The sequence below is a fragment of the Nocardia thailandica NBRC 100428 genome (assembly GCF_000308795.1).
Lineage (GTDB): Bacteria > Actinomycetota > Actinomycetes > Mycobacteriales > Mycobacteriaceae > Nocardia > Nocardia thailandica.
The window spans coordinates 45,084-71,512 of record NZ_BAGK01000311.1 but is presented as its reverse complement, the minus strand read 5'-3'; the positions used below and the strand labels follow the sequence as shown (position 1 = coordinate 71,512).

Here is a 26,429-nt window from a genome sequence, read left to right as displayed (position 1 = left end):
CCCCCGGCCGGCCACCCGACTGTGGCATCCCGGCAGCCGTGACGACCGCGTTACGCCCAGGATTCACCGGCGCCTTGGTCCGCTCAAATATGTTGCGCACCAGTTATTGTCGGAACCACCGGATGGTATCGATACCGTCATCGTGCTGAGCGCTGACCCCGGCCGCGGCAGCCTCGTGAGCGCCGGCGGTTTCGGTGACCCTCGGTCAGCAGGGCGGTGCAGCGGGGCCGCGCTCGGTGAGCAGATGGTGCACGGCGGCGGCGATGTCGGCGACCGCGCCGGGTTCGCGGCGACGGCACGGTGGCGAGGCGGCAGCCGTGCCACACCACCCCGGGCACCCGCCACTGAACCCTGCGCGTGCAGCCGGGCGCGAGGTCCGTGCACCGCGCGGCCCGTACAGCATCGGGGACCCATGGCTGGCGGCGGGCCGTGCGAGACCCTGCTCGACGGGTCCGCACGACATCGCCGCAATGGGTCAGACGCTCGGGCCGATCCGGCAGGGTGGGTGCGCCAGGCAGTAGGCCAGGAACTGCGCGGATCCGGTGAGCCCGTCGAGCCCGCTGTCGGCCACCGGCGCAGGCACCGGGTCAGCGTCCTCGAGCGGGATGCGTACCGGCTCGCCCAGCGCAGGGCCGGCGGTGAGAGCGAGCACGGCGAACACGCCGACCGCCGCCAGGGCGGTCCTGTTCCATCGTTTCATCGGGGTCCCATCGAGAGAGGTCGTTGCGATCCGCCCGAGGCTAGGCCCCTCCGCAGGCGGGTGAAAGCCACCGGTTTCCCTGCCCCCAGGATTGGTGTCCCCCCGGTGCCAACCGTGCTCGCCGCGCCGAGGACAACAATGCCGGGCCGGCGGGAGCCCGCTTCTACTCCGATTCCTCCGCCCTACGTCGTGGGTTCAGTCCAGCAGGGCGGTCGCTTCGATCTCGACGAGCACGTCCGGTTCGAAGAGGTAGTCGACGCCGATGAGCGAGGACGGCGGTAGCGGCAGCCGCAGACCGACCTCGGCGGCCACGGACTCGACACCGGCGATGAACTCGCCGATCCGGTCCGGCTGCCACCGGGTCACATAGAAGGTCAGCCTCAGCACGTCCTCGAAACTCGCACCCGCGCCCGCGAGGCCGACAGCGGTGTTGCGCAGCGCCTGCCCGACCTGCCCCGCCAGATCGCCGGGCGCAACCGGCGTCCCGTCGGCCCGGCGGGCGATCTGGCCGCTGACGTGGACGTGCCTGGTCCCGGTACCGACCGCGACGTGGTGGTACGGGACCGGGGCGAGCATGCCCTCGGGGGTGAACTGCCGAACTGCCATGACCATCTCCTCCACACTAGGTATCGCTAAGCTACCTAGTACAAAATGGACACTTCAACGAAACCAGGTATCGCCATGGACACCACCCCCGGAGTCGAGGAACTCCGCATCGACGCCCCACACCGCGAACTGCTCGACCAGATCCTCGACAAATGGTCGCTCGCCATCCTCAACGAGCTCTGCGAAAAGCCCTGCCGCTTCAACGAACTGCGCCGCGCCATCCCCCAGATCACCCAGAAGTCACTCACCGCGACATTGCGCCGCCTCGAACGCAACGGCGTGATCGAACGCGAGATCGTCTCCACCCGGCCCGTCGCGGTCGAATACCGGATCACCCCACTGGGCAAGACCCTGCGACACCCCATCGACGTGCTGCTGGCCTGGACCTCGCACCACATGCCCGCCATCGAACGCGCACGCGCAACCTTCGACGCCCGACAAGAACGCGGGTGAGCCGACATCTCGGCGAGCAGGTTCCCAACGGGCACGATCATGCCGCGCGCCGGACGCACCACCATGACCCTGCTCAGCAGCAAGCGCACCTGGCCGACACCGCCCCGGCCGAGCGGAGCCGCTGACCACCTGCGACCCGTTCGCTAAGCCGGGTGACGATCGGGGTTGTCGATGAGTTCCTGGACTTTCGGCGCCTGGTCGAGCAACAGCAGCAGCCCGCCGCGCGCAGCTGGTGGACGCAGGCGATGATCGCCTGCGGCAGCACGCCGCCGGGCAGCCACTCGGGCAGCTGGCACTGCAACCGGTCGGCAGCCCGGACACCGTCGCCGCCACCGTGGCCAGTCCGTCACCCGCGCAGCCCTCGTCGAGGGCTTCGGCCAGCAGATGGTTTACGCGCAAGTTCGGGCAGGTCGCGCGGTGCACCACCGTCGAGCATCGCCGCCCCGCCCCGCTCGGATCGACGGTCAGGACAGGGTCATGAATTTCGGCGACGCCAGCGACCACGGCGCGACCTCGGGCACTGTGCCCGATGAGCCCGCGAGCGGGGTTGGGGCCTGGCGCGCGCTGGTGGCGTTCCTGGCGCTGGTGATGGCCGACGGCGACCTGGTCGCGCTCGTTCCGCTGGGCTCGTGGATGGCCGCCTACGGCATAGTGCCGGTCTGCAGCGCCTACCTGCTCCACGTCCTGGACTGCCCCGGTTTCGGTCATCGTCTACTCCTCGGTGGTTACAGGCCCTTCACGTAGAATGTATCGCCGTCGAGGACCCTGTTCTTGACATAGAACCAGCTCAGAATGCCGCCACCCCGCATGTTGTCGCGCCCGGGCATCATGCACATACTGATCCCCTGGGAACTGAAGAAGGGCACCGGGATCGCCAGGACGGTAACCCAGGGCGGCATGGTTTGCCGACACGGATCGGTGTCGGTGTTTCCGTATGTGCGGGCCGGTCCGGACGCACCACCTCCTTCCAGAGTCGATGCGAACGGATATTCATCGCACTGTCGACTCGCCGGGCGCGGTCCGGGGACTCGGTTGCAGGAGACGTTGCGGTTGTTCTGCACGATGGTGTTGTTCATCGTCCGGGTCAACGGTGTGCCGTTGGGTGCTCCGGGCAGGCCGCTGGACTGGGCGTAGCCGATGTGACCGGCGTGAGGCACCACATTGCGGGTGCGCATGTCCAGGATCGGCTCGGCGTCGACAACGACGCATCCCGCTGAGTTGCGCATTCCAGCGATCTGATCGCAACGAACTGTCGGTTCCGCGATCGCGTCGGTGGTCTCAGGATTCATGTTCGGGGTGGTGAAGGTGAACTCGAAGATCCCATTCGAGCGCACGATCGCTCCGGCGCCGACCGTCGAGGCGAAGGTGTAGTCGCGCTTGTACAGCTTCTCGGTGACGGGTCGTGGTGGTTCGGTGTTGCCGAAGCTGGTTTTGCATGAGGCGGTGGTTGCGCAGTACACCGACATCGCATACGACGCCCTATTGCCCTCGCCGCTGGTATCGATGATGTGCAGCGCCGTGCGGGCGTCCCAGGTGGTCGAGTTCCACCGGGACTGAAGCTGGGCCTCCTGGATCATGCTGATCGAACCCGCCGGTGCGCCGGTTTGCCTGTTGTAGATGGTGAGTACACCAGTCTCCCAAACGCATTGATAGGTTCTGTCGCCGCCCCATTGCCCGCTGGGCAGATCGGCAGTGCAGTAGTCTTGTTCAGTTGGGAGTCGATCGCTTGCGGTGCGAGACGTGCAGTGTCCTCCGAACGACACAATCCGAGATCTGTGTGGGGCCGAGCCGGATCCGGAACGACGTCGCGGCACGCCGGCATCTTGGTCTCCGACGTGATTCGGGTATCGCGCTCGGTCGGCGCGACGGCCAATGACGTCGGAGTCCAGCCAGGGCCGGTCACCGCGACCCTGTCGTCGTTTCCGCATGAATCACAGCTGGATTGGTCGATGTAGTCCTCCTGCCAGTCGATGTCGCTGTTGGGATCACCCGAGGTCGGTGACCCGATGGTGCCGTGTTCGAAGTCTTGGTCGACGGTGTCGTCGCGGGCGACGCTGCGTGGACGCTGATCCGAAGTCGGGAAGCCGTAGGGGCCGGCCCGGACGACGCCAGCATCAGCGGCGGCACCTGCACCTCACCAGCATATCGCCAGCTTCACTGCACCCTTCGAGGTGAATAGCGGAACTGTACTGGCATTTTCGTGAGATCACCGAGTGATACCTACGTGTCGATCGAACAACCGCCACTTTGCAGCAACCATCACTCCCGCAGGGCCGGGCGCCAGCTCCGCCGATGAGACGTAGGACACGATCGACCGCTCGAACTTGCGACATTACCCTCCCGTGAGGGTAGAGTTGGGCTCGCTGAGCGGTAGCTGATTTCGGCAGTGTGGCCGATACGGTCCAGCTCCTTCGCCTGTTCTGGGTGTTCGCTCGCATCCCAATGACTTTCAGCCTGACGTCCGCCGCGGCAGCGCCGTTCAGGCGCGCGCCTTGTGCGCGACGCGCGATTCATGAAATGGAGTGCCAATGGTGTCGACAACGCCTCGACCAGCCGATGAGGGTTCGGTGCTGGCCGCGTTGCGCAGCCCGGCACGGTTACGGACCGAGGTGCTGGCCGGTTTGGTGGTCGCGCTGGCATTGATCCCGGAGGCGATCTCGTTTTCCATCATCGCCGGAGTCGATCCCCGGGTCGGGCTGTTCGCCTCGTTCACCATGGCGGTCACCATCGCGATCGTCGGCGGCCGCCGAGCGATGATCTCCGCCGCGACCGGGGCGATCGCGCTGGTCATCGCACCCGTGGTCAAAGAGCACGGCCTGGACTACCTGATCGCCACCGTCATCCTGGCCGGAGTGCTACAGATCGTGCTCAGCGTGATTGGCGTCGCCCGGCTGATGCGGTTCATCCCGCGCAGCGTCATGGTCGGCTTCGTCAACGCCCTGGCCATCCTCATCTTCACCGCCCAGATCCCGCACCTGCTTGGCGTGCCGTGGCTGGTGTATCCGATGGTCGCCATTGGCATCGCGATCATGGTGTTCCTGCCGAAAGTGTCCACCGTGGTCCCGGCGCCACTGGTGGCGATCGTGCTGTTGACCGCGGCGACCATCGTGTTCTCGCTGAACGTGCCGAACGTCGGGGACGAGGGCGAGTTGCCGTCGAGCCTGCCGACCTGGCTCATTCCCGATGTACCTTTCACTCTCGACACACTGAAGATCATCGCCCCCTACGCCCTGGCGATGGCCTTGGTCGGTCTGCTCGAGTCGCTGATGACCGCCAAGCTCGTCGACGACATCACCGACACCCACTCCGACAAGACCCGCGAGGGCTGGGGTCAGGGCGTGGCCAACATCGTGACCGGGTTCTTCGGCGGCATGGGCGGCTGCGCCATGATCGGCCAGACCATGATCAACGTGAAATCCTCCGGCGCCCGCACCCGCATCTCGACGTTCCTGGCCGGTGTGTTCCTGCTGATCCTGGTCGTCGGGCTCGGCGACGTGGTCGCCCTGATCCCGATGGCCGCGCTGGTCGCGGTGATGATCATGGTCTCGGTCGGCACGATGGACTGGCATTCGATCGCGCCGAAGACCCTGCGGCGCATGCCGATCGCCGAAACCACCGTCATGGCGGTCACTGTCGCCGTCACGGTCGCGACGCACAACCTGGCGTACGGCGTGATCGCCGGAGTGCTGACCGCGATGGTCGCCTTCGCCCACCGCGTCGCACACTTCACCGAGGTGAACAAGGTCTCCGAGTCCGACACCGACCACGACGGCGCGATCGACACCCGCGTCTACAAGGTGCGCGGCGAACTGTTCTTCGCCTCCAGCAACGACCTGGTCTACCAGTTCGACTACGTCGGCGACCCGGCCAATATCGTGATCGACATGTCGGATGCACACATCTGGGATGCCTCGACCGTGGCGACCCTGGACGCGATCACCACCAAATACGCCGCCAAGGGCAAGAACGTGGAGATCATCGGCCTGAACCCGGCCTCCGAGGCCCGCCACGACCGGCTGTCGGGCCACCTGGTCGGCGGGCACTGACATGGGCGCCGACACAGGCGGCTACTTGCAGATCGGGCAGGTGGCCGAGCGCACCGAGCTCTCGCTCAAGTCGATCCGGCACTGGGACGAGGTCGGGCTGGTGCAGCCCTCGGCTCGCTCGGCCGGAGGGTTCCGCCTCTACACCGAGGCCGACGTCGAGCGGATGCTGGTCATCCGCCGCATGAAGCCGCTGGGCTTCACGCTGGCGGAGATGAAACAGCTGCTCGACGCGATCGACATCCTCGACGACGCCGCGGCCGCGCCTGCCGCGGAGGCCGCGGCGCGGGCGGAGCTGCTGGCGTTCCAGAGCAAGGCCGCCGACAGCGCCGAGCGTCTGCGGCGGCAACTGGCCTATGCCGAGGAGTTCACCGACTTGCTTACCGCACGCTCGTCAGAATCGGCATGACCTGACTGCTCGCCGCTGGCATGCGCGCGTTTCTCGGTGGGATCGTCGACCCGGATCAGGATGAGCCCAGCGAGGACGGTGGCCGCGAGCGCGGCGGCGAGCAGGTATCCGGTGGTGATGGAGGTCGCGGCCATCAACGGCCCGAACACCAGCGGGGAGCCGAACTGGCCTGTGAACATGGCCGTACCCGACAACGAGGTCGCCTGGCCGCGTCGAGCCGCCGGTGGCGTTTCGCCGATGAGCACGGTGATCACGGGCAGAAGCAGCCCGTTGCCGATCCCGAACAGCGCCGACGCGGCGAACACCGGTGCCGGGTGCGCGACCAAGCCCAGCACGAGGAACGCGCCGATCCAGCAGCACGCGGTGGTGCGCAGCAGCACGGCGAAGCCGAGTCGGGCGCGGATGCGCGCGTATCCCAGGCCCACGCCGATCGAAGCGACGGCTTGGACCACCATGAACAGCGACACGAAGATCGGTGCCGCGATCCCCAACTGCGCCAACCGCTGTGGCAGGAATACCGCCAAGCTGTACATCATCAGCCCGGTGGTGATCATCAACCCGTACCAAGCCAACAACTTCGGGTACCGGCGTACCAGATCCACCGCTGAACCGGCCTTCGCCGTCGCCTGACTGTCGGGTGCGGCCGGGTGTTTCGGGATGACGAGCAAAGTCGCGATTCCGAGCGGAATCCCGACGAGGTAGATCGCGAAGGTCGCATGCCAGCTGAGCGCGCCGAGCGCGCCGGCCAGCAGCGGCCAGAACAGGCCTCCGGCGGTGGTCGCGGTCGTGCGCCAGCCCATGAGCTGATCGCGGCGGGTGCCGGTGGCCATCGCGAGCATCGCGACCGTGGTGCCGCTGAACACCGTCGCCGCGCCCACCCCAAGGAGCAGCCGGCTGGCGATCAACAGCGGAAACGACGAGATCACCACTCCCGCGCCACCGGCCAGCCCGTAGAGGAGCAACCCGGTGGCCAACGGTATCCGGACTCCCCACCGGTCGATCGCGCGACCGACGAAAGGGCTGACCACCGCGATGGCGAATCCGTGTGCGGTGATGATGAACCCCGCCGCGGTACCGCTGACACCGAGGTCGCCGCGCATGACTTCCAAGACCGGCATCACGATCGCACCGGCCATCACCCCCAGCGTGGAGGCCCCCAGCATCACGATCAGTTCCGCTCGTTGCCGCATCCCGCCACCCCTTCAGAAAATGACACTGAGTGTAAAATTACATCTAGAGACGTTTGGGATGGAAGGGTGCCGAGCGATTGACTATGGTGAGGCGGTGAGCGGACGGCCCGGCGGTGATGTCGTGCAGGTGTCTTCGCTGCGCGAACGCAAGAAGCAGCGCACCCATCAGCAGTTAGGCGAGATCGCGCTGCGCATGTTCAGCGACGACGGATTCGACGGGGTCACCCTCGACCGGATCGTGGCCGAGGCCGAGATCTCCAAGCGCACGTTCTTCCGCTACTACGCCTCCAAGGAAGACGTCGCCCTCGCCGCGGAAGCCGAGCTGTGGGACGCCTACCTCGACACCTTCACTGCCCACACCGACCCGGCCGAGGCCACGATCCTGGCCACCCTGCAAGCGACGATGGTCGCCACGATCGCCAGGCGTGACGCCGACTGGGAACGCCGGTTCCTGGCCACCCGTCGGCTTATCGCCCACAATGTCGCGCTGCGCCACCACAGCAACGCGCTGTCGCTGGCCGCTCACGAACGCCTGGTCGAGGCGCTCGAAGCACGCACCGGCGCCGACGGCCGCGCCGATGTCACCGTCCGGCTGCTGCCGGAACTGGCCCTGGCCGCCTGGCGTTGCGGAGCCAAGAACTGGGTTCGCGCCGAACGGCATTCCGCCCGCCGCGGTGCCGGGGCACGGGCCTCGCTCATCGCTCGCGTCGAGGAGGCCTTCGCGGCACTGCCGGGCGCGCTGAGTCTGACGACCGCGCAGATCACCGTGGCCGATGCCGACCAGACCGGTCGATCCATCTCGTAATCCGTTGGCCCAGCAGCGATGTTGGGGCATGTTCAGCGCCGGTCGCGATGCCCCGGTAGTCCTACTGCGATCCCGGCGACGCCGAGCATGGCCGCCGCGATCAGCCAGAAGGCTCGGCCGTAGTCGGCCGCCGGGCCCGCGGTCGCCGTGATCAATGCCGCCAGACCCAGCGCCGCGCCGACTTGCTTGGTGGTGTTCATCAGCCCCGACGCCGCGCCCGCGTCCGCGAGGGGAACACCCGCGGTGACGGCGGCGGTGAGCGGGGTGTTCAGCAGTCCCGCGCCGACGCTGAAAACGAGGGCAGGGCCGAGGATGCCGGTCAGGTACGTGCTGTCGGGCCCGAGCTGGGCTTGCCAGGCGAAACCGGCCGCTGCCGCTAGCGCCCCGGCGACGATCAGGGCCCGCGCGTCGACCCGGCGCATCAGCCAGGGGGTCACCTGGGTGCCGACCGCGATGGTGACCAGGGTGTGGGGCAGGAACGCGAGTCCGGTCTGCATCGGGGTGTAGTCCAGCACGTTCTGCATCGACAGTGTCAGGAAGAACCACATCGGATTCAGACACGCCCCGGCCAGCAGCATGGCAGCATTGCCGACGGCGACCGACCGGATTCGCAGCAGCGACAACGGGATCAAAGGGGCACGCGCCCAGCGTGTCTCGACGAGCACGAACACTGCTATCAGTCCCGCGCCGATCATGAGCGCCGACACGGTCATCGGCGTCGACCACCCCCGTGTCGCGGCCTCACCGAACCCGTAGGCGATCGCGGTGAGCCCACACGTCACCAGCACCGCCCCCACCGCATCGAGGCGCGCCCGGGACCGTGGCGCCGAGTCCGGTGCGAGGACACCGATCGCGGCCACCAGCGCGAGCACGCCGATGGGGAGATTGATCAGCAGCGTGGCCCGCCACGACGCGAATTCGGTGAGAACACCGCCGAGCAGATTGCCCGCCGTTCCACCGGCCAGGCCGAGCGCGGTCCAGACTGCCAGGGCCTTCGTTCGCCGCGGCCCTTCGGCGAAACTGGTGGTCAGGATCGTCAGCGTCGCCGGCGCCAGCACCGCCGCGCCCATCCCTTGGACAGCGCGAGCGCCGATCAACCACCCCGGTGTCGAGGCCAGCCCACCGACGCCGCTCGCGAGGGTGAACGCGAGCAGCCCGGCGAGGAAGATTCGCTTGCGGCCGAACAGGTCGGCCAGGCGGCCGCCGACCAGGAGAAGGCCCGCGAAGACCAGCGCGTAGGCGTTGACCACCCACGCGAGCCCGGTGTCGGTGAAGCCGAGCGAGGTTCGTATCGACGGTAACGCCACGTTCATCACCGAGACGTCGAGGACCACCATGAACTGTGCCGCGCACACCACCGACAGCAACGCGGCCGCACGCACCGGAGCTACTGGTGTCGTCTCGTCTGTGTCGGGTCGTCGCACGTCCAACCTCCCGAATTGATACAGTTGTATCCGATACATCTGTATCACTCATCTGATGGTGATGTCGAGAGAGGTGGCCCGTGCCCCGGACCGTGGACCACGCCGAACGACGCGCCCAGCTGGCCGACGCCGTGGTGGCTGTGGCCGCCCGCGAGGGACTGCACGCGGTCACCATCCGCGCCGTGGCCGCCGAAGCCGGGGTCTCGCTGCGATTCGTGCAGTACTACTTCCCGACCAAAGCCGAACTGATCGTCGGCACCCTCAACCACCTGGAATCCCTCAGCCACCACCGCTGGAACCGCCGACTGGCCGGTCTGCCCGATATACCCCCGGCTCGCGCCCTGATCGAGGCCTTCTGCGCCGAAGCGCTGCCGACCGACACCTTCAGCCGCGCCTTCCACCTCGTCGGCACCTCGTATGCGGTGCTGGCCATGACCGACCCCGACCTGGCCCAGCACCCCTTCATCGCAGGCATAGACCGGCTCGAACACCAACTCGCCCAAGCGCTCTCACGCGCGCAGGCACACGGGGAGATTTCCGGCGCCCTCGATGTCACCGCCGAGGCGATCCGGCTGGTCATGCTCACCCACGGCCTGGGTACCAGCGTGCTGATCGGCCAGCACGGCCCCGAGGTCGCCCTCGCAGTGCTGACCGACCACCTCGACCGACTGTTCGGCACCACCGCCGAGTGAACTCATCTCGCCCTGGAGAAGCCCGGCGCTATCCGGAAGTAGCCTCCAGTTGGAATTAATCCATCATTCGATGGAATATCGTAGTATGGTCGCCCCGGAGGTGCCGACAGGTGCCTGGCCCGTCTGCTCGCAGGGAAGAGTCCGTCGTGTCCCACAGCGCCACTCACATCGGTTCTGACTCCGATCCACTGATCGCGGCTCGTGCGCAGTGTCGCGCCCTTCGGGTCTTGGTCTCGGCGCAGGTCCTCAGCGGCGCCGGGCTGGCCGCAGGGATCACCGTGGGCGCGTTGCTGGCTCAGGACATGCTCGGTTCGACGAGCCTGGCGGGTCTACCGAGTGCGTTGTTCACGGCAGGGTCAGCGCTTGCCGCCATCGCTGTGGGTCGGTTGTCGCAAGCGCGCGGCCGTCGACCCGGATTGGCGGCCGGGTATCTCGTCGGCGCGATCGGCAGTGTCGGTGTGATCGCGGCGGCCGTGTTGGACAATCCGGTCCTGCTGTTCGTCGCGCTGTTCGTCTACGGCGCGGGCACGGCCACCAATCTGCAAGCCCGGTACGCCGGAGCGGATCTGGCTACTGCTTCGCACCGAGGGCGGGCGGTCTCGACGGTGCTGGTCGCGACCACTCTGGGTGGAGTGGTCGGCCCCAACCTCGCGGCGCCGACCGGGGAGCTGGCTCGGGTGCTGGGCATCCCGTACTTGGCGGGGCCGTTTCTGCTGGCCGCGGCCGCCTACGCGTTGACCGCTGTGGTCCTGGCGATCTGGCTACGGCCGGATCCGCTGCTGTTGGCCCGCCACCTGGGTGCCGTCGACACAGAACCCGCGGGATCACCCTCTGTGCGCGACGTCGCGTCCGGCAACTCGGCCGGGCGGGGAATCGCGGTGGGCTGGTTCGTGATGGCGCTGACGCAGTTGGTGATGGTGGCGATCATGACGATGACGCCGGTACACATGCTCGCCCACGGGCACGGCACCGCGGCCGCGGGCGCGGTCATCGCGGTCCACGTCGGTGCGATGTATCTGCCCTCGCCACTGACGGGCTGGCTGGTGGATCGCTTCGGTCGGCTGCCGGTAGCCGGCGCGTCGGGAATCACGTTGCTCGCAGCCGGACTGCTGGCTGCGCTCGCCCCCTCGGACTCGGTAGTACTGCTGGCGACGGCACTGGCCCTGCTCGGGCTCGGCTGGAATCTGGGATTGGTGGCTGGTACAGCGATCATCACCGACACGGTGCCGCTTGCTACGCGTGCCAGAACTCAAGGAACGGTGGATGTTTCCATCGCGATCGCCGGGGCGACCGGCGGCATGGGGTCGGGGTTGATGGTCGCGGCGACGAGCTACCCGATGCTCGCGCTCGCCGGTGGGGTGCTGGCGCTGGCCGTGGTGCCCGCCGCCGCGCTGGCAGGACGCCGAAACCGCTGACCCCGTCAGCGGTTTCGATCCGAGGTCAGGACTGGGACTGTGCGGTCTTGGCGAACAGTTCCAGCAGGGTGCTCCACCCGCCGCCGCGCTCGACGATGGTGTCCTGGATGGCCTTGCCCTCGACGAGCCGGTCGAGGTGGCGGTGTTCGAGGGTGACCGTGGTCTGCTCGGGGCCGTCGGCGGTGAAACGGACCTCGATCTCGCTGGCCCGCGCCGGATCCGGATCGTATTCCCAGCGGCCGTTGATCTGCCAGGTAACCACGAGCCGTTGCGGTGGCTCCCACACCAGTACCCGGCCCCACGCGCATTCGGTGCCGTCGACGCCGCGCTCGTACCAGCGTCCGCCCTCGCCGGGTTCCAGGATCGCCTCGGCCATCTCGGACTTGCCGATGTGATAGGCCGAAGGCCACCAACTGCCGAAGGATTCGGTGAAGAACGCGAACGCCCGCTGCGGACTCATCGCGACGGTGGCGGTGCCTGCCAGGACAGGCAGTTGTCCAGTGGTCATGGTCGATTCTCCTGCTCGGGGTCGGTGGCCGCCGCCTCGGCGGCCTTCTGAAAAGCGATCAATGCTTCGTTCCAGATGTTCTGGAAGTAAGCCTGGATCGCGGCGAGGCCTTCAGGATTGATGCGGTAGATGCGTTTGGTGCCCTCCGGTGTCGCCACGACGAGACCGCCTTCCTTGAGGACACGCAGATGCTGTGACACCGCTTGGCGGGTGACCGGCAGCGTGTCGGCGAGCTCGCCTACCGACGAGGGCCGGCGGGCAAGGCGTTCGAAGATCGCCTTGCGGGTCGGGTCACCGAGGATCGCCACATCCACATCTTTGAAAGCCTCCACTTGCGTAAGTGTGCGCTTTCGTATTGCGATGCGCAAGACCTCGAGCCGATATGGTGCCGCCCTCGCCGCGCGATGGCAGGCGAGGGCAGTCGGTTCGGATGGACCGGCCGGTTACCGAGGTGCGGGAGGGTGGGTTTCGTACATCCTGATGCCGACGGTCACTGCGGCGGCCGCGCTGACCGCGGCGGCGGTCCAGACCGCGGCGTGCAGGCCGAGCAGGTCGGCGACGATGCCGCCGAGGACGGCGCCGACGGCGTAGCCGAGGTCGCGCCAAACCCGGTAGACCCCGACCGCGCGCCCCCGCCACAGTGGGTGGGCGACATCGCCGATCACCGCGAGCAGGGTCGGATACACCATGGCGGTCCCCGCGCCGAGCAGGATCGCGCCCACCGCCCATCCGGCGAACCCGCCGGAGCCAGCGATGATCGCCAGCGCGCCGGCTTGCAGGGCCATGCCGCCGGTAATGAGGTGCTTGCGTCCCCACTTGTCCGACAACGCGCCGGTCACGAGTTGTCCGGCACCCCACACACCGGGGTAGAGCGCGAACAGCAATCCGATCTGGCCGACCGAAAGGTCGGCGGTGGCGAACAGCAGCGGGAACAGTCCCCACGACAGACCGAAGTTGAGGTTGTTGACCAGCCCGGCGTGACTCGCCGAGGACAGGGCAGGCTCGGTCAGGCTGGTCGCGACCAGGATCTGGCGGTCGGTCAGGTCCGCGTGCAGGTGATCGTGGCGACCGTCCGCACGAGGGGTGTGACCGGCGGCTTCCAGGTGGGCGTACTCGCGGGTTTCGCGGATGAAAATGCCCGAGATCGCCAGAGCCAGGGCGGTGTAGGCCAAGCCGAGCAGGAAAGGGGCCGGGCGCAGACCGAAGTGCTCGGCGAGATACCCGGCCAGCAGCGAGCTGACCGCGACGGCACCGTATCCGGCGGCTTCGTTGAGGCCCATGGCCAACCCGCGCCGGTCCGGCCCGACCAGGTCGATCTTCATCACCACGGTCGTCGACCAGGTCAGGCCCTGATTGATGCCCAGCAGCACGTTCGCGGCCACGACCCAGCCCCAGTTCGGAGCCGCGATCAACATCAGCGGCACCGGGATCGCGAACAGCCAGCCGATCAGCAGGACCGGTTTGCGGCCGTAGCGGTCGGAGAAGGTGCCGGCGAAGTAGTTCGCGATCGCTTTGGTGATCCCGAACGCGGCGACGTAGGTGAAGATGAACGTGTAACCGGTGAGCCCGAATTCGGATTCGGCCAGCAGCGGTAGCACGGTCTGTTGTTGTCCGACCATGCCGCCGACGAGGGCATTGACCGCGACGAGCAGGGTGAACTGGGCGGCGTTCTCGCGCAGTCCCAGGACCGGGGTCCGCACGCCCGAGCGCAGGCTCATTCCCCGGCCGCCAGGTGCTGGCCGAGCGCGGCGGCGTAGTCGGCCGGGGAGCCTTCCAGGATGCGGATGTCGGTGCGGCCGTGGCGTTCCAGGATGCTGGCCGCGGTCATCGCGCGCTCGCCGTGCCCGCACATCACCGCGACCGGCCCGGCCGGGACCTCGCTCAGATGCGTGGCGAGGGTACCGAGTTCGATGTGGCGGGCGGCCGGAACATGCCCGGCGAAGTATTCGCCGTGCTGGCGGATGTCGAGCACCGTGGGGGCCGGATGCGCGGCCAGCTGGTCCGCGTCGAGCAACGCCGCCTTCTCGACCGGCCCGGTCCAGGCGCTCATCCCGCCGTCGAGTTCACCGGCGAGGCTGTCGAAGCCGACCTTCGCGGCCTCCCAGGCGATGTCGACACCATCCTGGGAGTCGTCGCGGACGATGACCACGGGCCGGTCGGGGCCGGTGAGCCAGCCCAGCCAGGTCGCGAAGACCGGCCGCAGGGTGATCGACAGTGCGCCCGGGATGTGTCCGGCGGCGAAATCGGCGGCTGGGCGAGCATCGACGACCTGCGCGCCGTCGGCGATCAGCGCGCTGACCTTGTCGTTGGTCAGCGGCGTCAGCGCGGGTGCGGCGCCGAGGACGGCGGGACCGTGGTGGTTGATCTCGCCGAGGCGCAGGAAGTAGTCGGGGAAGGTTCCCAGCGAGGCGAGCAGCGCCTCGACGAACGCGTCCTCACCGTCGACCTGCAACAGCGGGTTGGTCGCGCGCTCGCGCCCGATGGTGGAGACCCGTTCGGTGCCGGTGGCCGCCGAGCAGAACGAACCGGCGCCGTGGGTGGGCCAGACCGGGGTGTCGTCGGGCAATTCCATCAGCCGCTGGAGCGAGTGGTACTGGGCGCGGGCCAGCGGAATGGTCTGGTCGGGGCTGACCAGGTCGGTGCGTCCGGCGGTGCCGACCATCAGCGAGCCGCCGGTGAACACACCCTTGAGCTGGTCACCCTCGCGCAGCAGGTACGACAGGTGCTCAGGGGAGTGTCCTGGCGTGGCCAGGGCTTCCAGGATGAAATTCCCGATCGCTACGGTATCCCCGTCCCCGAGCGCGGTCACCGCGAACCCGCGGGGGCCGACGTCGGGGGCGATGACAGCCGCGCCGTCGGTTTCGGACAGTTCGCGGACTCCGGAGATGAAGTCGGCGTGCAGGTGGGTTTCCACCGCGTAGGCGATCCGGAGCCCACGGCGTTGCGCTTCGGCGCGCACTTCGCGGACGTCTCGCTCGGGGTCCAGAACCAGCGCGCGCCCGTCGCCGAGGTCGAGTAGGTAGGTCGAGTTGCCCAGCCCTTCGTCGATGACGGGGATGAGGGTGAAGTCGGTCGGCATCGCGTAACTCCTGGGTCGCCGGATCAGCCACGGATAGTATTCCAATGAACCATGGAATATTATGAGACTATTCCACCGTTTCATGGAAGACAACCAGCCTGCGGCGATCCGCCCCACCACCAGGCGGGTACCCTATTCCACAAATGATTGGAGGAGTCGTGAGTGCTGACCGTCCCGCCGCCAAAGCGGCGCTGTACGAGGCGTTCGCTGCGAGCGGCAAGGCCCTCGCCAGCGGAAAGCGGCTCGAGTTGCTGGATCTGCTGGCCCAGGGCGAGCGGACCGTCGAATCGCTCGCCGCGGCCGCCGGACTGAACCTCACGACAGCCTCGGCGCACCTGCAAACGCTCAAGCAGGCCGGATTCGTCGCCACCCGCCGCGAGGGTGTGCGCATCCACTACAGCCTCGCCGGCGAGGACGTCGCGCAGCTGTTCGCGTTGCTGCGCAAGGTCGCCGAGGCCCACCAGCCCGCCGTGGCACCGGCCCGCCAGTCCTACCTCGGTCCTGCCGACGGGCTGGAGATGACCCGCGAGGAACTGCTGACCCGCGCAGCATCCGGCGACCTCGTCGTGCTCGACGTGCGCCCCACGCCGGAGTATCAGGCCGGCCACATTCCCGCTGCGGTCAACATCCCGGTCGACCAGCTCGCCGAGCGCATCGCCGAACTGCCCCCCGACAGCGAAATCGTCGTCTACTGCCGTGGCGAGTACTGCGTGCTGGCCTACGACGCGGTGCGGCTGCTCACCGACCACGGCCGTCGCGCAATCCGCCTCCACGACGGCATGCTCGAATGGCGCCTGGCCGAACTTCCCCTCACCGCGGCATCCGCCTGATCTCCGCGCCAGGCCAGCAGGGCGGTGCTCAGTGGCGCCGGGCTCGGCTCAGCCGCACGGCGGCACGAATCAGCCGCGGCACGCTCACCCCGGCGGCGATGGCCGCCAGCGGGACGACGACGTCGACCCACGGGTCGCGGATCGGGCGGTAGCGCGCGGCCCCGTCGCGGAGCTCGATGAAGCCCAACGGCCGCACATCCATGCCTCCGCCTCCGCCTCCGCCCTCGCCGAGTTTGTCGGCGCTCGATTCGCGCCCGAGGCCGCCGCCGAAACCGAATCCCGCGCGGGCGACGGGGATCACCGTGACCGCTCCGGTTGTGATCGGTGTTCCGAAAACTGTTGTCGTGCGGGCAGACCCGTTCAGCTTGTCGATCATCCGTTCCAGTAGCTGCACCGAGGTCCTCGCAGCGCCCTGCTCGGTTTCCGGATCCATGGCAGTGCCGGGGCGGTTCACGACGGCCGCCGATCAGGCGCGGCCGCGGTAGCGAGAACGTGCTCCGCGGCAGGGAACGGGAAGGCGGTGTCGGGGAACCGGAGCCGTTCGAGGTCGGTGATGGCGAACCCGGCGCCCTCGAGCGCTCCCAGGGTGTCGCGACCGGCGTGGCAGCGCCGTTGAACAGCGGCCAGACGGTGGCGTCGAGGGCGCGTTGCACTCGCCGCATCCGCGCCGATTCCGAGCGCACATGCTCGAAGAGCCGCAGGGTTCCGCCCGGCTTGAGGACCCGGGTGATCTCGGCCAGGGCGGCGCGCTGGTCGGGCACCGAGCACAGCACCAGGCTCACCACGACTGCGTCGAACGATGCATCCTCGGCGTCGATCCGGTCAGCGACGCCGTCGACGACCTCGACGGCGATCGGCGCGGCCGCCGCGAGCTGTTCGGCCCGGCGACGCAGCAATGGTTCCGGTTCCAGCGCCACCAACTTGGTCACTGTCGACGGATAGAACTCGAAGTTCGCGCCAGGACCGACCCCGACCTCGAGGATGTCGCCGGTCAACCCCTGGGCGAGGCGGCTGCGGAACTGGCCTATGCCGGCCCGTTCCAGCCCGGGCCCGGCCAGGCTCAGACAGAACCGGGCGAAGAATGGTCGCTGCTGCGGTGGCATTCGTGCCCACCTCCCTGCTGTTCGGCACGGCCTCGCTTACACTCACAGTAAGGAGGTCAATACATAGTGAAGTCACTTCACGATAACGCCGACCGGCAGGCTGCCGCTAGTGCCGCGACCGACAAACTGTTCGAGCTGACCGAAGTCCTCGGCGCGATGATGGAACGCGGCATGGCCGAACGCGGACTCACCCAGGCACGCGCACGGCTGCTGTGGCAGCTGCATCACCACGGACCACTCACCCAACGCGCCCTCGCTGACCTCCTCGGTGTCACTCCTCGCAACGTCACCGGCCTGCTCGACGGGCTCGCCACCGACGGCTACATCGAACGCCGGCCCCACCCCAGTGACCGTCGCCCCACCCTGGTGACACTCACCCATCACGGCGCTACCTTCGCCGAAACACTACGAACACAACGCAACGAGATGGCAGCGGCTCTTCTCGACGGACTGACCCGAGACCAGGTCCAGAGCTTCTTCCAAACGCTGGACGTCGTCGTCGGGCGGCTCCACGGCATCGCACCCACCTGCTGACTTCCGACCTCTGCCGATGTGGGCAGATTCGGGCCACGCCCGCACACAACGCCGAGCTGCGCTACCTCGCTTCGGACATTCGCGGGTCCAGGGTGATCATCGTCGGGGCTGTGCTCGACAACCGCGCCAGCCGACTGGTCTTCGCGCCGGACAGGACTCTGCCTGGGCTACGAACGATTCTCGAGTAGCTGTGCACGCCGTCGCCAGCGAGCTGAAGCTACCTGGACTTGCGAAGTTCAGAGAAGGGCACCGTCCCACTTCCACTCCACCGCCCAGCGAGATCCGTCGGCCGGGGCCGGCCCGGACGACGCCAGCATCAGCGGCGGCATCTGCACCTCATCAGCATATCGCCAGCTTCACTGCACAATTTCAAGTGAACACGCCGACTACCAGCAATCGCTGATGGTTTCGCCGCCGACCATACTGTCGCCTTTCCTTCTGCAGCCGCGATGCCAGCTTCCAGATCCTGCGCGCCAATACCCGATTCGTGCTTGTCATGGCCGCCGGGTCGATCGGCGGCTCCGTAGCCGGCGGGCTGTTGCTCGGCGTCGGCCCAGCGCTGCGAGCGCAGCTCGCCGTCGGTGATGCCGCCCGGTGGTCGCCCCATACTCCCTCGCGGACGAAGAACGGTAGCGGTCGCGTCGACCGCCCCTCCATTGGCGATGCGTTGACAAGGACGCGAATAACCGGCTAAATACTAAGCTACTTAGTAGATCAACCGGAAGGTTCGCGTGAGTCGGCGTCCCGCATCTGTAACTTCCGACGGGGTGCCAGCTCAAACAGGAGTGCGGGCGGGCAGCTTTCGTCGGAGCGTCGTGTCGAGGTGTAGCCCGGGGTTCGTGATGGTGGTCGCGGTGGCGCGCTACGGCGCATCGCGTGTACTCCGTCCCGTGTTCACCTCCCTACGCACGCCGCGTCGCGTCACTCTTGTCGGCCGAACCTCCGGCGGTGAGCCGGTGATCCTGCGCCCTCCGCGACTGTCCGACGCGTCTACCTGGCGTGCGATCCGAATCGCCGACCGTTCGGCGATCGAGCCGTTCTGGCTGACCGACGATCGGAGCTGGGATACGCGCCACAGCGAGCGGGTGTGGATTCAGGAGTGGTTATGGGCGAGGTCGGAGGCGAAGGCCGGCCGGATCCTGCGTACTGTCATCGAGGTCGGCGGCCGATTCGCGGGGCAATGTGACCTGTGGATACAGCCTCACGACAAGCGTGGCGAACTCAGTATCTGGGTCGACTCGCGACTGGCCGGGCGCGGCATCGGTGCGGCGGCGGGGCGTCTGATCGTCGGGTACGCCTTCGATGAATTGAACCTGGCGCGCGTCACCGCGCCGATAGATGTGGACAATGTCAACTCGAGTCGATTGGTCCGCCGGATCGGGTTGGTGCGTGAAGGCACGATGGTCAGCTATCTCAGCGTCGGCGGTAGACGCCGCGATCACGATCTATGGGCTGTCTGCGCTCAGTCTTGGCAGCGGTATCGGTCGGCCGAGTAGTGGGACCGGCAGTCCAGTTTCCGGCCTCTAATACGTAGAGAAATAGTATGTGCACTGGATACTGCCGGTCTGCGAGCCGTCGGCATGTCGGTCGGGAGAGCGACGATGGGCACCGTTTCGGGGAACTGGAAGCGGTTGTGATGGATGGTGTCTGGTCAGCCGACGACACCATCGCTCCGGCAGGTGTACGGCGACTTGCTTGGTGACCGAGAAGATCGTCTACACGTCCGGCATGAAGACGATGGACAACCGGCACCGCGAGGGATGGCTCTACCTGAAGCGACTCGCCTTAGTCGGCTAGCACCGCGTCGGGGCTCAGGTCCAGTCGGCGGAGCAGTTGGGCGTTGACCGCGACGACGACGGTGGAGGCCGACATCAGCAGGGCACCGACTTCCATCGGCAGTGTGATGCCCCAGGGCGAAAGCACTCCCGCGGCCAGGGGCACGGCGATGATGTTGTATCCGGCGGCCCAGACAAGGTTCTGGATCATCTTGCGGTAGGTGGCGTGGGACAGCTTGATGACCGACAGCACAGCGCGGGGGTCGTCGGAGGCGAGGACGACTCCGGCCGAGGCGATGGCGACGTCGGTGCCTGCGCCGATCGCGATGCCGACGTCGGCTCTGGCGAGTGCGGGGGCGTCGTTGACGCCGTCACCGACCATTGCCACGGTGTGCCCGGCGTCTTGGAGGGCTTGGACTTTGGCGCCTTTGTCCTGGGGCAGGACGCCGGCGAAGACTTCGTCGATGCCGAGTTGGGCGGCGACGGTGCGGGCGACGGGCTCGGCGTCGCCGGTGATCATGGCGACGTGGATGCCGCGAGCGTGTAGGGCTTTGATGGTCTGGGCGGATTCGGGGCGGATCTCGTCGGCCAGAGCCAGGGCGCCGAGGAGCTCACCGTCGCGGAGCACATGCAGCACGGTCGATCCCTGCGCGGACCATTCGGCCGCGGCGGGCGCTGGGTCGAGATTGTGCTGGTCGAGCATCGCGGGGCCACCGACGCTGACCTTCTTGCCCTCGATCGTGGCGGTGACACCGACACCGTTCTGGGCGGTGAAGTCTGTAGCCGTGGGAATGATGATGCCGCGTTCGGTGGCGGTGTTGACGATGGCGCGGCCGAGAGGGTGTTCGCTGTCGGATTCTGCGGCCGCGGCCAAGGCCAGGACTTCGTCGTCGCCGATGCCTGTCTGGGTCGAGGTGGTGGCGACGACGGCGGGTTCGCCGCGGGTGAGGGTACCGGTCTTGTCGAACAGGATCGCATCGACGGTGCGCATGGTTTCCAGGGCGCGGCGGTCGGTGATCAGTACACCGGCTTTGGCGGCGCGTTCGGTGGCGATCGACACCACCAGCGGGATGGCCAGCCCCAGCGCGTGGGGGCAGGCGATGACGAGCACGGTGATGGTGCGGGTGACCGCGGATTCGGGCTGTCCGAGCAGCAGCCAGGTGATCGCTGTAATGACCGCGGCGCCGGAAGCGAACCAGAACAGCCACGCCGCGGCGCGGTCGGCGAGCACCTGGGCGCGGGAGGTGGAGTTCTGCGCCTCGGCGACCAGACGTTGGATTCCAGCCAGGGCGGTGTCGGAGCCAACCGCGGTGATCCGTACTCGCAACGCGGAGTCGGTGGTGACGGTGCCGGCGACGACCCGATCGCCGAGGCCGCGACGTACCGGCCGGGATTCACCGGTGATCATGGATTCGTCGACGTCGGCGCTACCGGTCTCGACGCTGCCGTCAGCGGGCACTCGCCCGCCCGGCCGGACGACGACCAGATCACCGGTACGCAGATCACCGACCGGCACGGTGGCAGTGGTCCCGTCGTCACCGAGGCGCTCGGCTTCGTCGGGCAGCAGCGCGGCCAGCGACTCCAGCGCGCTGGAGGCTTGGCCGAGGGAACGCATCTCGATCCAGTGGCCGAGCAGCATGATCACGATCAGCAGCGCCAGTTCCCACCAGTAGTCGAGCTCGTGGGCCAGCAGGCCGATCGTCGAGCCCCAGGAGGCGGCGAAGGCCACGGTGATCGCCAGTGCGATCAGCAGCATCATCCCGGGCTGGCGGGCACGGATCTCGCTGACCGCCCCGGTCAGGAAGGGGCGCCCGCCCCAGAAGAACATCACGGTGCCCAGCACCGGGGACACCCACTGCAACCCGGCGGGCACGGTGTAGCCGACGAGGTCGGCGAACATCATGTCCGCGGCGACGACCGGCACGGCCAAGGCGAGCATCACCCAGAACAGCCGCCGGAACATCGCGACGTGATCGCCGTGGCCCGCGTGCCCCGCGTGATCATTGTGGGTGCCGTGCTCGAGTGCAGGCGCACTGTGATCGTGGCGGGAGGTGGTGGTGTGCCCGTGGTGTTCGGGTTTCGGGTGCGTGGCTTCGTGGTGATCAGGGCCGTGGCCGCCGTGTTCGTCGGTGTGGGCGGTGGATGGGTTGGTGCCGGGGCGTAGGTGATCGCTGGTCATGCGCTGACAGTCCTTTGGTCGGCGACAGGGGCGCGGCCACGGCTGCAACTCGCCGCGACCATGGCGAACGGGAGGGCTCAGCTCTTGGATCGGGGAGGTTTGACGCGGCGGAGCAGGGCGCGCAGGGCCTCGGATTCGTCCTCGCTGATCTGCTTGACGAAATGTGCCAGCACGAGATCGGAGCGGGTGCCTTCCAGAGCGTCACGCATGAGCTGTGCGCTGTATTCCTCGCGGGTCAGGGTGGGCCAGTACAGGTAGGCCTTGCCGTGGCGTTCGCGGTCGAGCCAGCCCTTGCGGTGCAGGTTGTCCATTGTCGACATCACCGTGGTGTAGGCGATCTCGCGTTCGAGCAGCAAACTTTCGTAGACGTCGCGGACGGTGAGGTCGTCTTCGGCCGCCCATACGCGCTCCATCACGACGGCTTCGAGATCGCCGAATCGGTGTGCCACGACCAACCTCCTGGCAGGAACCTTAAATCTACGTAGCAATATCGTAGGTTGTTCGGTGATGTTCTGTCACATCGACCTGGCCGAAGCGCGCGCGTGGGGTCGACCGGCGGCGCGCCGATCGACCCCACGCGAAGAGGTGTGCTACCAGCTGCCGGTCCGCGGCAGCGGGAACGTGGGCCGATAGTTGTTGAGCAACGGAGGCTGGTGATTGCGGTGGTTGCCGTGACGGCTGCCCGGGTGGTGGTCGCGGTGGCGGTTGTCGTGTGCGGCGGAGATCTCGCCGGCCTGTGCGGGAGTGCCGGTGTCGGCGAAGGCCGGAGCGGCGAGCGCGGCAGTGGCGGCGACGGCCGAGATCGCGAGGCCGACTCGGGCCGCGATCCGGCGTGTGTTCCGCAGGGAGGATTCGGAGTTCATGATGACCTATCTCGTCGAATAACTACTATTTACGTACGGAGATAGTAGTTTGGGGGCAGTGTCGCCCGTGGGGCTTCATGGGTCGGCCGACTGGCGACTTCGTCGGCCGACCCTCGTGACCTGTATGGGTTACATCTGACAGCACGAGGCCATCATCGAGCACATCCAGTCGCACAGCATCTTCATCGGGTTCATCGGTCGGTCACCTCCTTTCGCATCGATAGCGGGCATCAGGTATCGGTGGCGGTACGCGCACTCGCCGCAGTGAACGCCGCGGCTTGGATGCGAATCACGCGGGCCTGGGGTTATTGCTCGTAGGAGACGACGGCCATCATCCCGGCTTCGCCGTGGTAGACGTTGTGGCAGTGCAGCATCCACTGGCCGGGATTGTCGGTGTCGAAGTCGACTTCGACGGTCTGCATGGGCACCACGATCGAGGTGTCCTTGCGTGGCCCGGCGCCGGAGCCGGTGACGACCTGGAAGGTGTGGCCGTGCAGGTGCATCGGGTGCCACATCATGGTCTTGTTGTTGAATCGCAGCCTGACCCGTTGTCCGGCGGTCACATCCAGTGGGGCGTGGTCGGGGAAGGCTTTGCCGTTGATCGTCCAGATGTATTTGTTCGCGTCGGCCTCGAGGACCACATCGAGGGTCTGATCAGGCTTGCGGTCGGGCAACCGGACAGCCTCGGTCGCGGCCAGCCTGTCCGCCGACAGCGGGATCGCGGCCAGTTCGGTGGGGCGAGCATCCGGCGGTGGCGGTGTGCCGGACCCGGTGCGGATAAGCGCGAAGCCCTGACCTGTCTTGCCTTCGGCAGAGGCGACCAGCGGGAACACCCCGTCGCCGAGTTCGACCACGGCGTCGTAGCGTTCGCCCATCCCGATGAGGATGTTGGCGGCCGAGACCGGATCCACGGGGAAGCCGTCGGTGTGGGTGACCCGCAGCTGGTGACCACCGAGAGCGACGCGGAAGGCGGTGTCGGAGGCAGCGTTGATGATGCGCAACCGCATCCGCTGGCCGGGGCGGCCCTGGAGGACCACGGGGTCAGTGCCCAGGCGCCCGTTGATCAGGTAGTAGGGGTATTGCACGTCACCGGTGTCGGTGCCCAACGGCATCGCCGGGTCACTGGGTGCCGACATCGGCGCCGAGTCGCCCATCGACATCCCGCCGTGGTCCATGCCGCCGGACTGCCCACCCATGTCCATCCCGGCCATGCCCTGCTCACGCAGCCGGGCGAGCTCTTTGTCCGGGTCGCGGCCGGCGACTCCGTCGAGCCAGTCATCGAGCACGATGACGGCCTCGGTGTCGTAGTCGGATCCCTCGTCGGGATCCTCGATGATCAGCGGTGCGTAGAGGCCGCGGTCGAGCTGGACGCCGACGTGCGGGTGGAAGAAGTAGGTGCCCGCATCGGGGGCGGTGAATTCGTAGCGGAAGTTCGCGCCCGCCGCGATCGGGGCCTGGGTGATCTCGGGAACGCCGTCCATATCGTTGCGCAAGGCGATGCCGTGCCAATGCACCGTCGTCGGCGCGGGCAAGGCATTGCTCAGTTCTGCTCGCAGCACCTCACCGCGGCGCAGCCGGATCTCGCGGCCGGGCAGTTCGTTGCCGTAGGTCCAGGTCTGGACCTGGACACCGCCGAGGTCGACCGTGTTCGGCGCGGGACGCAGCGAGACCTCGCGAACCGCGGCGGTGGCGGATCGGCGGGCGTCCTCGGCGGATCGGACCGCCTCGGAATCGGGGCCGACCGGAGACCGGTGTGGCGTAGTGGAATTGCCGCACGCCGCCAGCAGCGCGGCCGTGCCCGCACCGGCGCTCAGCGCGAGAAAGCTGCGCCGGGTTCTGAGAGTGCCGGGGTTACGTGGTGACGACATGGGGCGTCTCCTTCGTCGAGTCGATGTCCGCGACTTGCTGTGAATGATGGGGTTTGTGCAGGTGAAGCGGTTTTCAGCTCGCATGCTAGGGCGATCTTGTACCCCAGAGCGCACGCGAGCGGGCGTGTTCGTGGTTCACCTCGTTGCCGCGCGATCGAAACGAATTCGTCCTACGATCACGGCCAGGCTGTCGCGCGCGAGCCTCATCGCCGAGTCTGCGCGGCCCGCTCGCTGCGGGTAAGCCGGAAGGTGAGGAGGTTCGGGTGGCAGGCGGCGGGTTCGGCGAGCTGGAATCGGTGATCATGGACACGGTGTGGTCGGCCGCCGAGCCGGTCAGCGTTCGCCAGGTGCGCGAGGTGATCGCCGCCGAGCGCGAGATCGCCTACACCACGGTGATGACCACCATGGACAACCTGCACCGCAAGGGCTGGCTCGACCGCGAACGCCACGGCAAGGCCTACCTGTACTGGCCCACCCTGACCCGCGAGCAGTACAGCGCCGGACAGATGCGTGCCGCGCTCGATGCGGGCGGACGGGTCGAAGAAGTGCTGGCCTGGTTCATCGAAACGATGACCCCCGCGCAATCGCAGCGGTTGCGCGAGGCACTGCGGCAGCGTCCGCGAGGAATTGACCACCCCGACCCCAGCGGCTAGCGGGGTCCGGAGCACACGCGAGGTGTGCAGTGGCCACCGTCGTCGGACGGGTCGTGTCGACCAGCGTCGGCGCGATCGTGGCCGTGCCCGCGTGGACCACCATCGGTGCTGTGGCCGTTGTCGACGCGGCTGTTGCCATGCCAGGCGGTGCCCCGGCCGTCGTCGGCGCTCGCGGGTCGGCCGCTGGTCCCCGAGGCCGACGGTGCGGCGGTCGCGGGAACGGCGGCCAGGAAGGTCGCTGCGGCGGCGATCGATGCTGCGGCGAGTAGTCGAGTGGGAAGGCGATGTCGCTGGGGTCGGGCGGTGGTGGTCATGGTGGTCCCTTTCATCGTTGCCGGTGCGGTTACCGCCGGTGGGCGGCGGGTTAGCCACGTTCCGACGAACGGGCGGTGCTCGTCACGTGCTCGTCACCGGGGCATGTCACGGAGATGACGCGCTGAAGGTCTGGTGGTCCGACACGCCGAGGCGTGCGCCTGATCACACAACACAAACTATTTACGTACCGAGATAGTAGATTGATCGCTGTGGTTGTCAACCAACCCGCCAAATGCGGCTAGGGTGGGCACCGCCAAAAGTATTGGTGTACAGCATGATCGAGTTCGGGAGGTGGAGTTTGCGCGGCAAGTCAGTGTGGGACCTCCCCTCTCCGATCTACGACACGAATACGAGCATGCGATCGCATCGCAGCCCCACGGCTGTGGCGACGGCGCCATTGCGCACACCGTTATATGTTCGTTACCCTCGCGGTATCATTAATTCTCTCGGTCGGATGCGCAGAGGTAGCTGGCTGGCAGTTCTGCTGCTGGCCGCCTTGGTGATCGTTCCTACCGCCGATTGCCTGCTCTTCAACGACCAGACCGGCTCGCGCGGCCATCACTCACTCACCGCTGCCGCGCCCGCCGGCGCGACTGACCACGACCACGCCGCCGAGTCCGACGTCGCGACCGACCACGACCACGCCAGCGCCACTGCCGACGCGAGCCAGCTGTGCCTCGCGCACCCCGGGCACTGCCCGGACAAGGCGCTGTCGCCGGGCATCGTGTCGCTGACGCTGGCCGCATTGGTGCTCGCCGCTTTCACTGCGGTCTGGACGCCGGTGTCGACATCGGACTCTCGCGCTGGTGGTATTCGTGGGCCGCCTTCTGCGCCGCACTCGCCGGATGGGCGCACCGTCCTGACTCTGTTCTGCATTTCCCGACGCTGATCGGTCAGCGCCAGGCCGATCCGTCGTGTCGGCCGGTGCTCGCTGCCCATCGTCGTGGCGTACCGCGTAAGCGTGCGCCTGTGCAGAAAAGAGACA

The 26,429-nt window shown here is 67.5% G+C and carries 26 protein-coding genes and 1 pseudogene; 12 read left to right on the top strand and 15 right to left on the bottom strand.

The annotated features are described in order from the left end of the window. Positions 1-475: 475 nt before the first annotated feature. Together ON36_RS32040 and ON36_RS32035 are read right to left on the bottom strand one after the other, a co-directional pair. Positions 476-700 carry a hypothetical protein gene (locus ON36_RS32040; protein ID WP_043661658.1) on the bottom strand — a complete coding sequence of 75 codons (225 nt, stop codon included), beginning with the start codon at positions 698-700 and terminating at the stop codon, positions 476-478. Positions 701-895: 195 nt separating this feature from the next. Beyond that, positions 896-1,306: a RidA family protein gene (locus ON36_RS32035; protein ID WP_043661726.1), complete on the bottom strand. Its 411-nt coding sequence runs from the start codon at positions 1,304-1,306 to the stop codon at positions 896-898. Positions 1,307-1,381: 75 nt separating this feature from the next. Here ON36_RS32035 and ON36_RS32030 point away from each other — a divergent pair, with 75 nt between their 5' ends. Together ON36_RS32030 and ON36_RS32025 are read left to right on the top strand one after the other, a co-directional pair. Further along, positions 1,382-1,759, top strand: coding sequence for a winged helix-turn-helix transcriptional regulator (locus tag ON36_RS32030; protein ID WP_043661655.1), 378 nt, complete (start codon positions 1,382-1,384; stop codon positions 1,757-1,759). Positions 1,760-2,236: 477 nt separating this feature from the next. Next, positions 2,237-2,503, top strand: a complete 267-nt coding sequence (locus tag ON36_RS32025) for a hypothetical protein (RefSeq protein WP_043661652.1) — start codon at positions 2,237-2,239, stop codon at positions 2,501-2,503. Here the strand turns inward: ON36_RS32025 and ON36_RS35265 are convergent. Beyond that, positions 2,485-3,336, bottom strand: a complete 852-nt coding sequence (locus ON36_RS35265) for a NucA/NucB deoxyribonuclease domain-containing protein (RefSeq protein WP_157225138.1) — start codon at positions 3,334-3,336, stop codon at positions 2,485-2,487. The two genes, ON36_RS32025 and ON36_RS35265, sit on opposite strands and share 19 nt — an antisense overlap. A gap of 951 nt (positions 3,337-4,287) precedes the next feature. Between ON36_RS35265 and ON36_RS32020 the strand changes: the two genes are divergently transcribed. Together ON36_RS32020 and ON36_RS32015 are read left to right on the top strand one after the other, a co-directional pair. Beyond that, complete coding sequence (locus ON36_RS32020) at positions 4,288-5,805, top strand: SulP family inorganic anion transporter (RefSeq protein WP_043661649.1); 1,518 nt, start codon at positions 4,288-4,290, stop codon at positions 5,803-5,805. A gap of 1 nt (position 5,806) precedes the next feature. Further along, positions 5,807-6,211, top strand: a complete 405-nt coding sequence (locus ON36_RS32015; RefSeq protein ID WP_043661647.1) for a MerR family transcriptional regulator — start codon at positions 5,807-5,809, stop codon at positions 6,209-6,211. Here the strand turns inward: ON36_RS32015 and ON36_RS32010 are convergent. Further along, positions 6,157-7,401 (bottom strand): MFS transporter, encoded by a 1,245-nt coding sequence (locus tag ON36_RS32010; protein ID WP_083885601.1) that lies wholly within the window; start codon positions 7,399-7,401, stop codon positions 6,157-6,159. The genes ON36_RS32015 and ON36_RS32010 overlap by 55 nt on opposite strands. Positions 7,402-7,495: 94 nt before the next feature. Between ON36_RS32010 and ON36_RS32005 the strand changes: the two genes are divergently transcribed. After that, positions 7,496-8,206 carry a TetR family transcriptional regulator gene (locus ON36_RS32005; RefSeq protein ID WP_218001273.1) on the top strand — a complete coding sequence of 237 codons (711 nt, stop codon included), beginning with the start codon at positions 7,496-7,498 and terminating at the stop codon, positions 8,204-8,206. 32 nt (positions 8,207-8,238) lie between these two features. On the opposite strand, the gene ON36_RS32000 is transcribed toward ON36_RS32005, so the two are convergent. Then, the gene (locus tag ON36_RS32000) at positions 8,239-9,630 is read right to left on the bottom strand and encodes an MFS transporter (RefSeq protein WP_245558295.1); all 1,392 of its coding nucleotides are present in this window, start codon (positions 9,628-9,630) and stop codon (positions 8,239-8,241) included. A gap of 80 nt (positions 9,631-9,710) precedes the next feature. Here ON36_RS32000 and ON36_RS31995 point away from each other — a divergent pair, with 80 nt between their 5' ends. Together ON36_RS31995 and ON36_RS31990 are read left to right on the top strand one after the other, a co-directional pair. Then, the gene (locus tag ON36_RS31995) at positions 9,711-10,322 is read left to right on the top strand and encodes a TetR/AcrR family transcriptional regulator (RefSeq protein WP_043661642.1); all 612 of its coding nucleotides are present in this window, start codon (positions 9,711-9,713) and stop codon (positions 10,320-10,322) included. 146 nt (positions 10,323-10,468) lie between these two features. Next, on the top strand, positions 10,469-11,737 hold the full coding sequence (locus tag ON36_RS31990; protein ID WP_373281876.1) for an MFS transporter: 1,269 nt from the start codon (positions 10,469-10,471) through the stop codon (positions 11,735-11,737). 25 nt (positions 11,738-11,762) lie between these two features. On the opposite strand, the gene ON36_RS31985 is transcribed toward ON36_RS31990, so the two are convergent. From ON36_RS31985 to ON36_RS31970, 4 genes are all read right to left on the bottom strand, one after another. Next, on the bottom strand, positions 11,763-12,245 hold the full coding sequence (locus ON36_RS31985; RefSeq protein WP_043661639.1) for an SRPBCC family protein: 483 nt from the start codon (positions 12,243-12,245) through the stop codon (positions 11,763-11,765). Next, the gene (locus tag ON36_RS31980; protein ID WP_043661635.1) at positions 12,242-12,577 is read right to left on the bottom strand and encodes an ArsR/SmtB family transcription factor; all 336 of its coding nucleotides are present in this window, start codon (positions 12,575-12,577) and stop codon (positions 12,242-12,244) included. Before ON36_RS31980 ends, ON36_RS31985 begins: the two co-directional genes overlap by 4 nt. Positions 12,578-12,688: 111 nt before the next feature. Beyond that, complete coding sequence (locus ON36_RS31975; protein ID WP_043661633.1) at positions 12,689-13,963, bottom strand: MFS transporter; 1,275 nt, start codon at positions 13,961-13,963, stop codon at positions 12,689-12,691. After that, complete coding sequence (locus ON36_RS31970; protein ID WP_043661630.1) at positions 13,960-15,324, bottom strand: MBL fold metallo-hydrolase; 1,365 nt, start codon at positions 15,322-15,324, stop codon at positions 13,960-13,962. The genes ON36_RS31975 and ON36_RS31970 overlap by 4 nt, the downstream gene beginning before the upstream one ends. 158 nt (positions 15,325-15,482) lie before the next feature. Between ON36_RS31970 and ON36_RS31965 the strand changes: the two genes are divergently transcribed. Continuing rightward, positions 15,483-16,154, top strand: coding sequence for an ArsR/SmtB family transcription factor (locus ON36_RS31965; protein ID WP_043661627.1), 672 nt, complete (start codon positions 15,483-15,485; stop codon positions 16,152-16,154). Positions 16,155-16,182: 28 nt separating this feature from the next. Here ON36_RS31965 and ON36_RS31960 read toward each other — a convergent pair whose 3' ends face one another. Next, positions 16,183-16,608 (bottom strand): spore germination protein GerW family protein, encoded by a 426-nt coding sequence (locus ON36_RS31960; protein WP_218001272.1) that lies wholly within the window; start codon positions 16,606-16,608, stop codon positions 16,183-16,185. Positions 16,609-16,834: 226 nt separating this feature from the next. Further along, positions 16,835-17,257, bottom strand: a pseudogene (locus ON36_RS37015) (class I SAM-dependent methyltransferase); the annotation flags it as partial. Positions 17,258-17,323: 66 nt separating this feature from the next. Here ON36_RS37015 and ON36_RS34045 point away from each other — a divergent pair. Continuing rightward, entirely contained in the window at positions 17,324-17,791 is a 468-nt protein-coding gene (locus ON36_RS34045; RefSeq protein WP_218001271.1) for a MarR family winged helix-turn-helix transcriptional regulator, read from the top strand. A gap of 890 nt (positions 17,792-18,681) precedes the next feature. Further along, entirely contained in the window at positions 18,682-19,287 is a 606-nt protein-coding gene (locus tag ON36_RS34040; protein WP_245558293.1) for a GNAT family N-acetyltransferase, read from the top strand. 289 nt (positions 19,288-19,576) lie between these two features. Here the strand turns inward: ON36_RS34040 and ON36_RS31945 are convergent, their stop codons facing one another. The 4 genes from ON36_RS31945 to ON36_RS31930 all read right to left on the bottom strand — a co-directional run bounded on the left by ON36_RS31945 (position 19,577) and on the right by ON36_RS31930 (position 24,476). Further along, the gene (locus ON36_RS31945; protein ID WP_052314611.1) at positions 19,577-21,745 is read right to left on the bottom strand and encodes a heavy metal translocating P-type ATPase; all 2,169 of its coding nucleotides are present in this window, start codon (positions 21,743-21,745) and stop codon (positions 19,577-19,579) included. A gap of 77 nt (positions 21,746-21,822) precedes the next feature. Continuing rightward, positions 21,823-22,194: a BlaI/MecI/CopY family transcriptional regulator gene (locus ON36_RS31940; protein WP_043661709.1), complete on the bottom strand. Its 372-nt coding sequence runs from the start codon at positions 22,192-22,194 to the stop codon at positions 21,823-21,825. Positions 22,195-22,335: 141 nt separating this feature from the next. Beyond that, positions 22,336-22,608: a hypothetical protein gene (locus ON36_RS31935; protein WP_043661620.1), complete on the bottom strand. Its 273-nt coding sequence runs from the start codon at positions 22,606-22,608 to the stop codon at positions 22,336-22,338. A 305-nt stretch (positions 22,609-22,913) separates the two neighbouring features. After that, entirely contained in the window at positions 22,914-24,476 is a 1,563-nt protein-coding gene (locus ON36_RS31930; protein WP_043661618.1) for a multicopper oxidase family protein, read from the bottom strand. A gap of 263 nt (positions 24,477-24,739) precedes the next feature. Between ON36_RS31930 and ON36_RS31925 the strand changes: the two genes are divergently transcribed. Then, a complete protein-coding gene (locus tag ON36_RS31925) occupies positions 24,740-25,129 on the top strand; it encodes a BlaI/MecI/CopY family transcriptional regulator (protein WP_043661615.1) in 390 nt (129 codons plus the stop codon). Between the two features lie 769 nt (positions 25,130-25,898). Further along, positions 25,899-26,333 carry a putative copper homeostasis (lipo)protein LpqS gene (lpqS, locus tag ON36_RS31920; protein WP_043661612.1) on the top strand — a complete coding sequence of 145 codons (435 nt, stop codon included), beginning with the start codon at positions 25,899-25,901 and terminating at the stop codon, positions 26,331-26,333. The last annotated feature ends 96 nt before the right edge of the window (positions 26,334-26,429 follow it).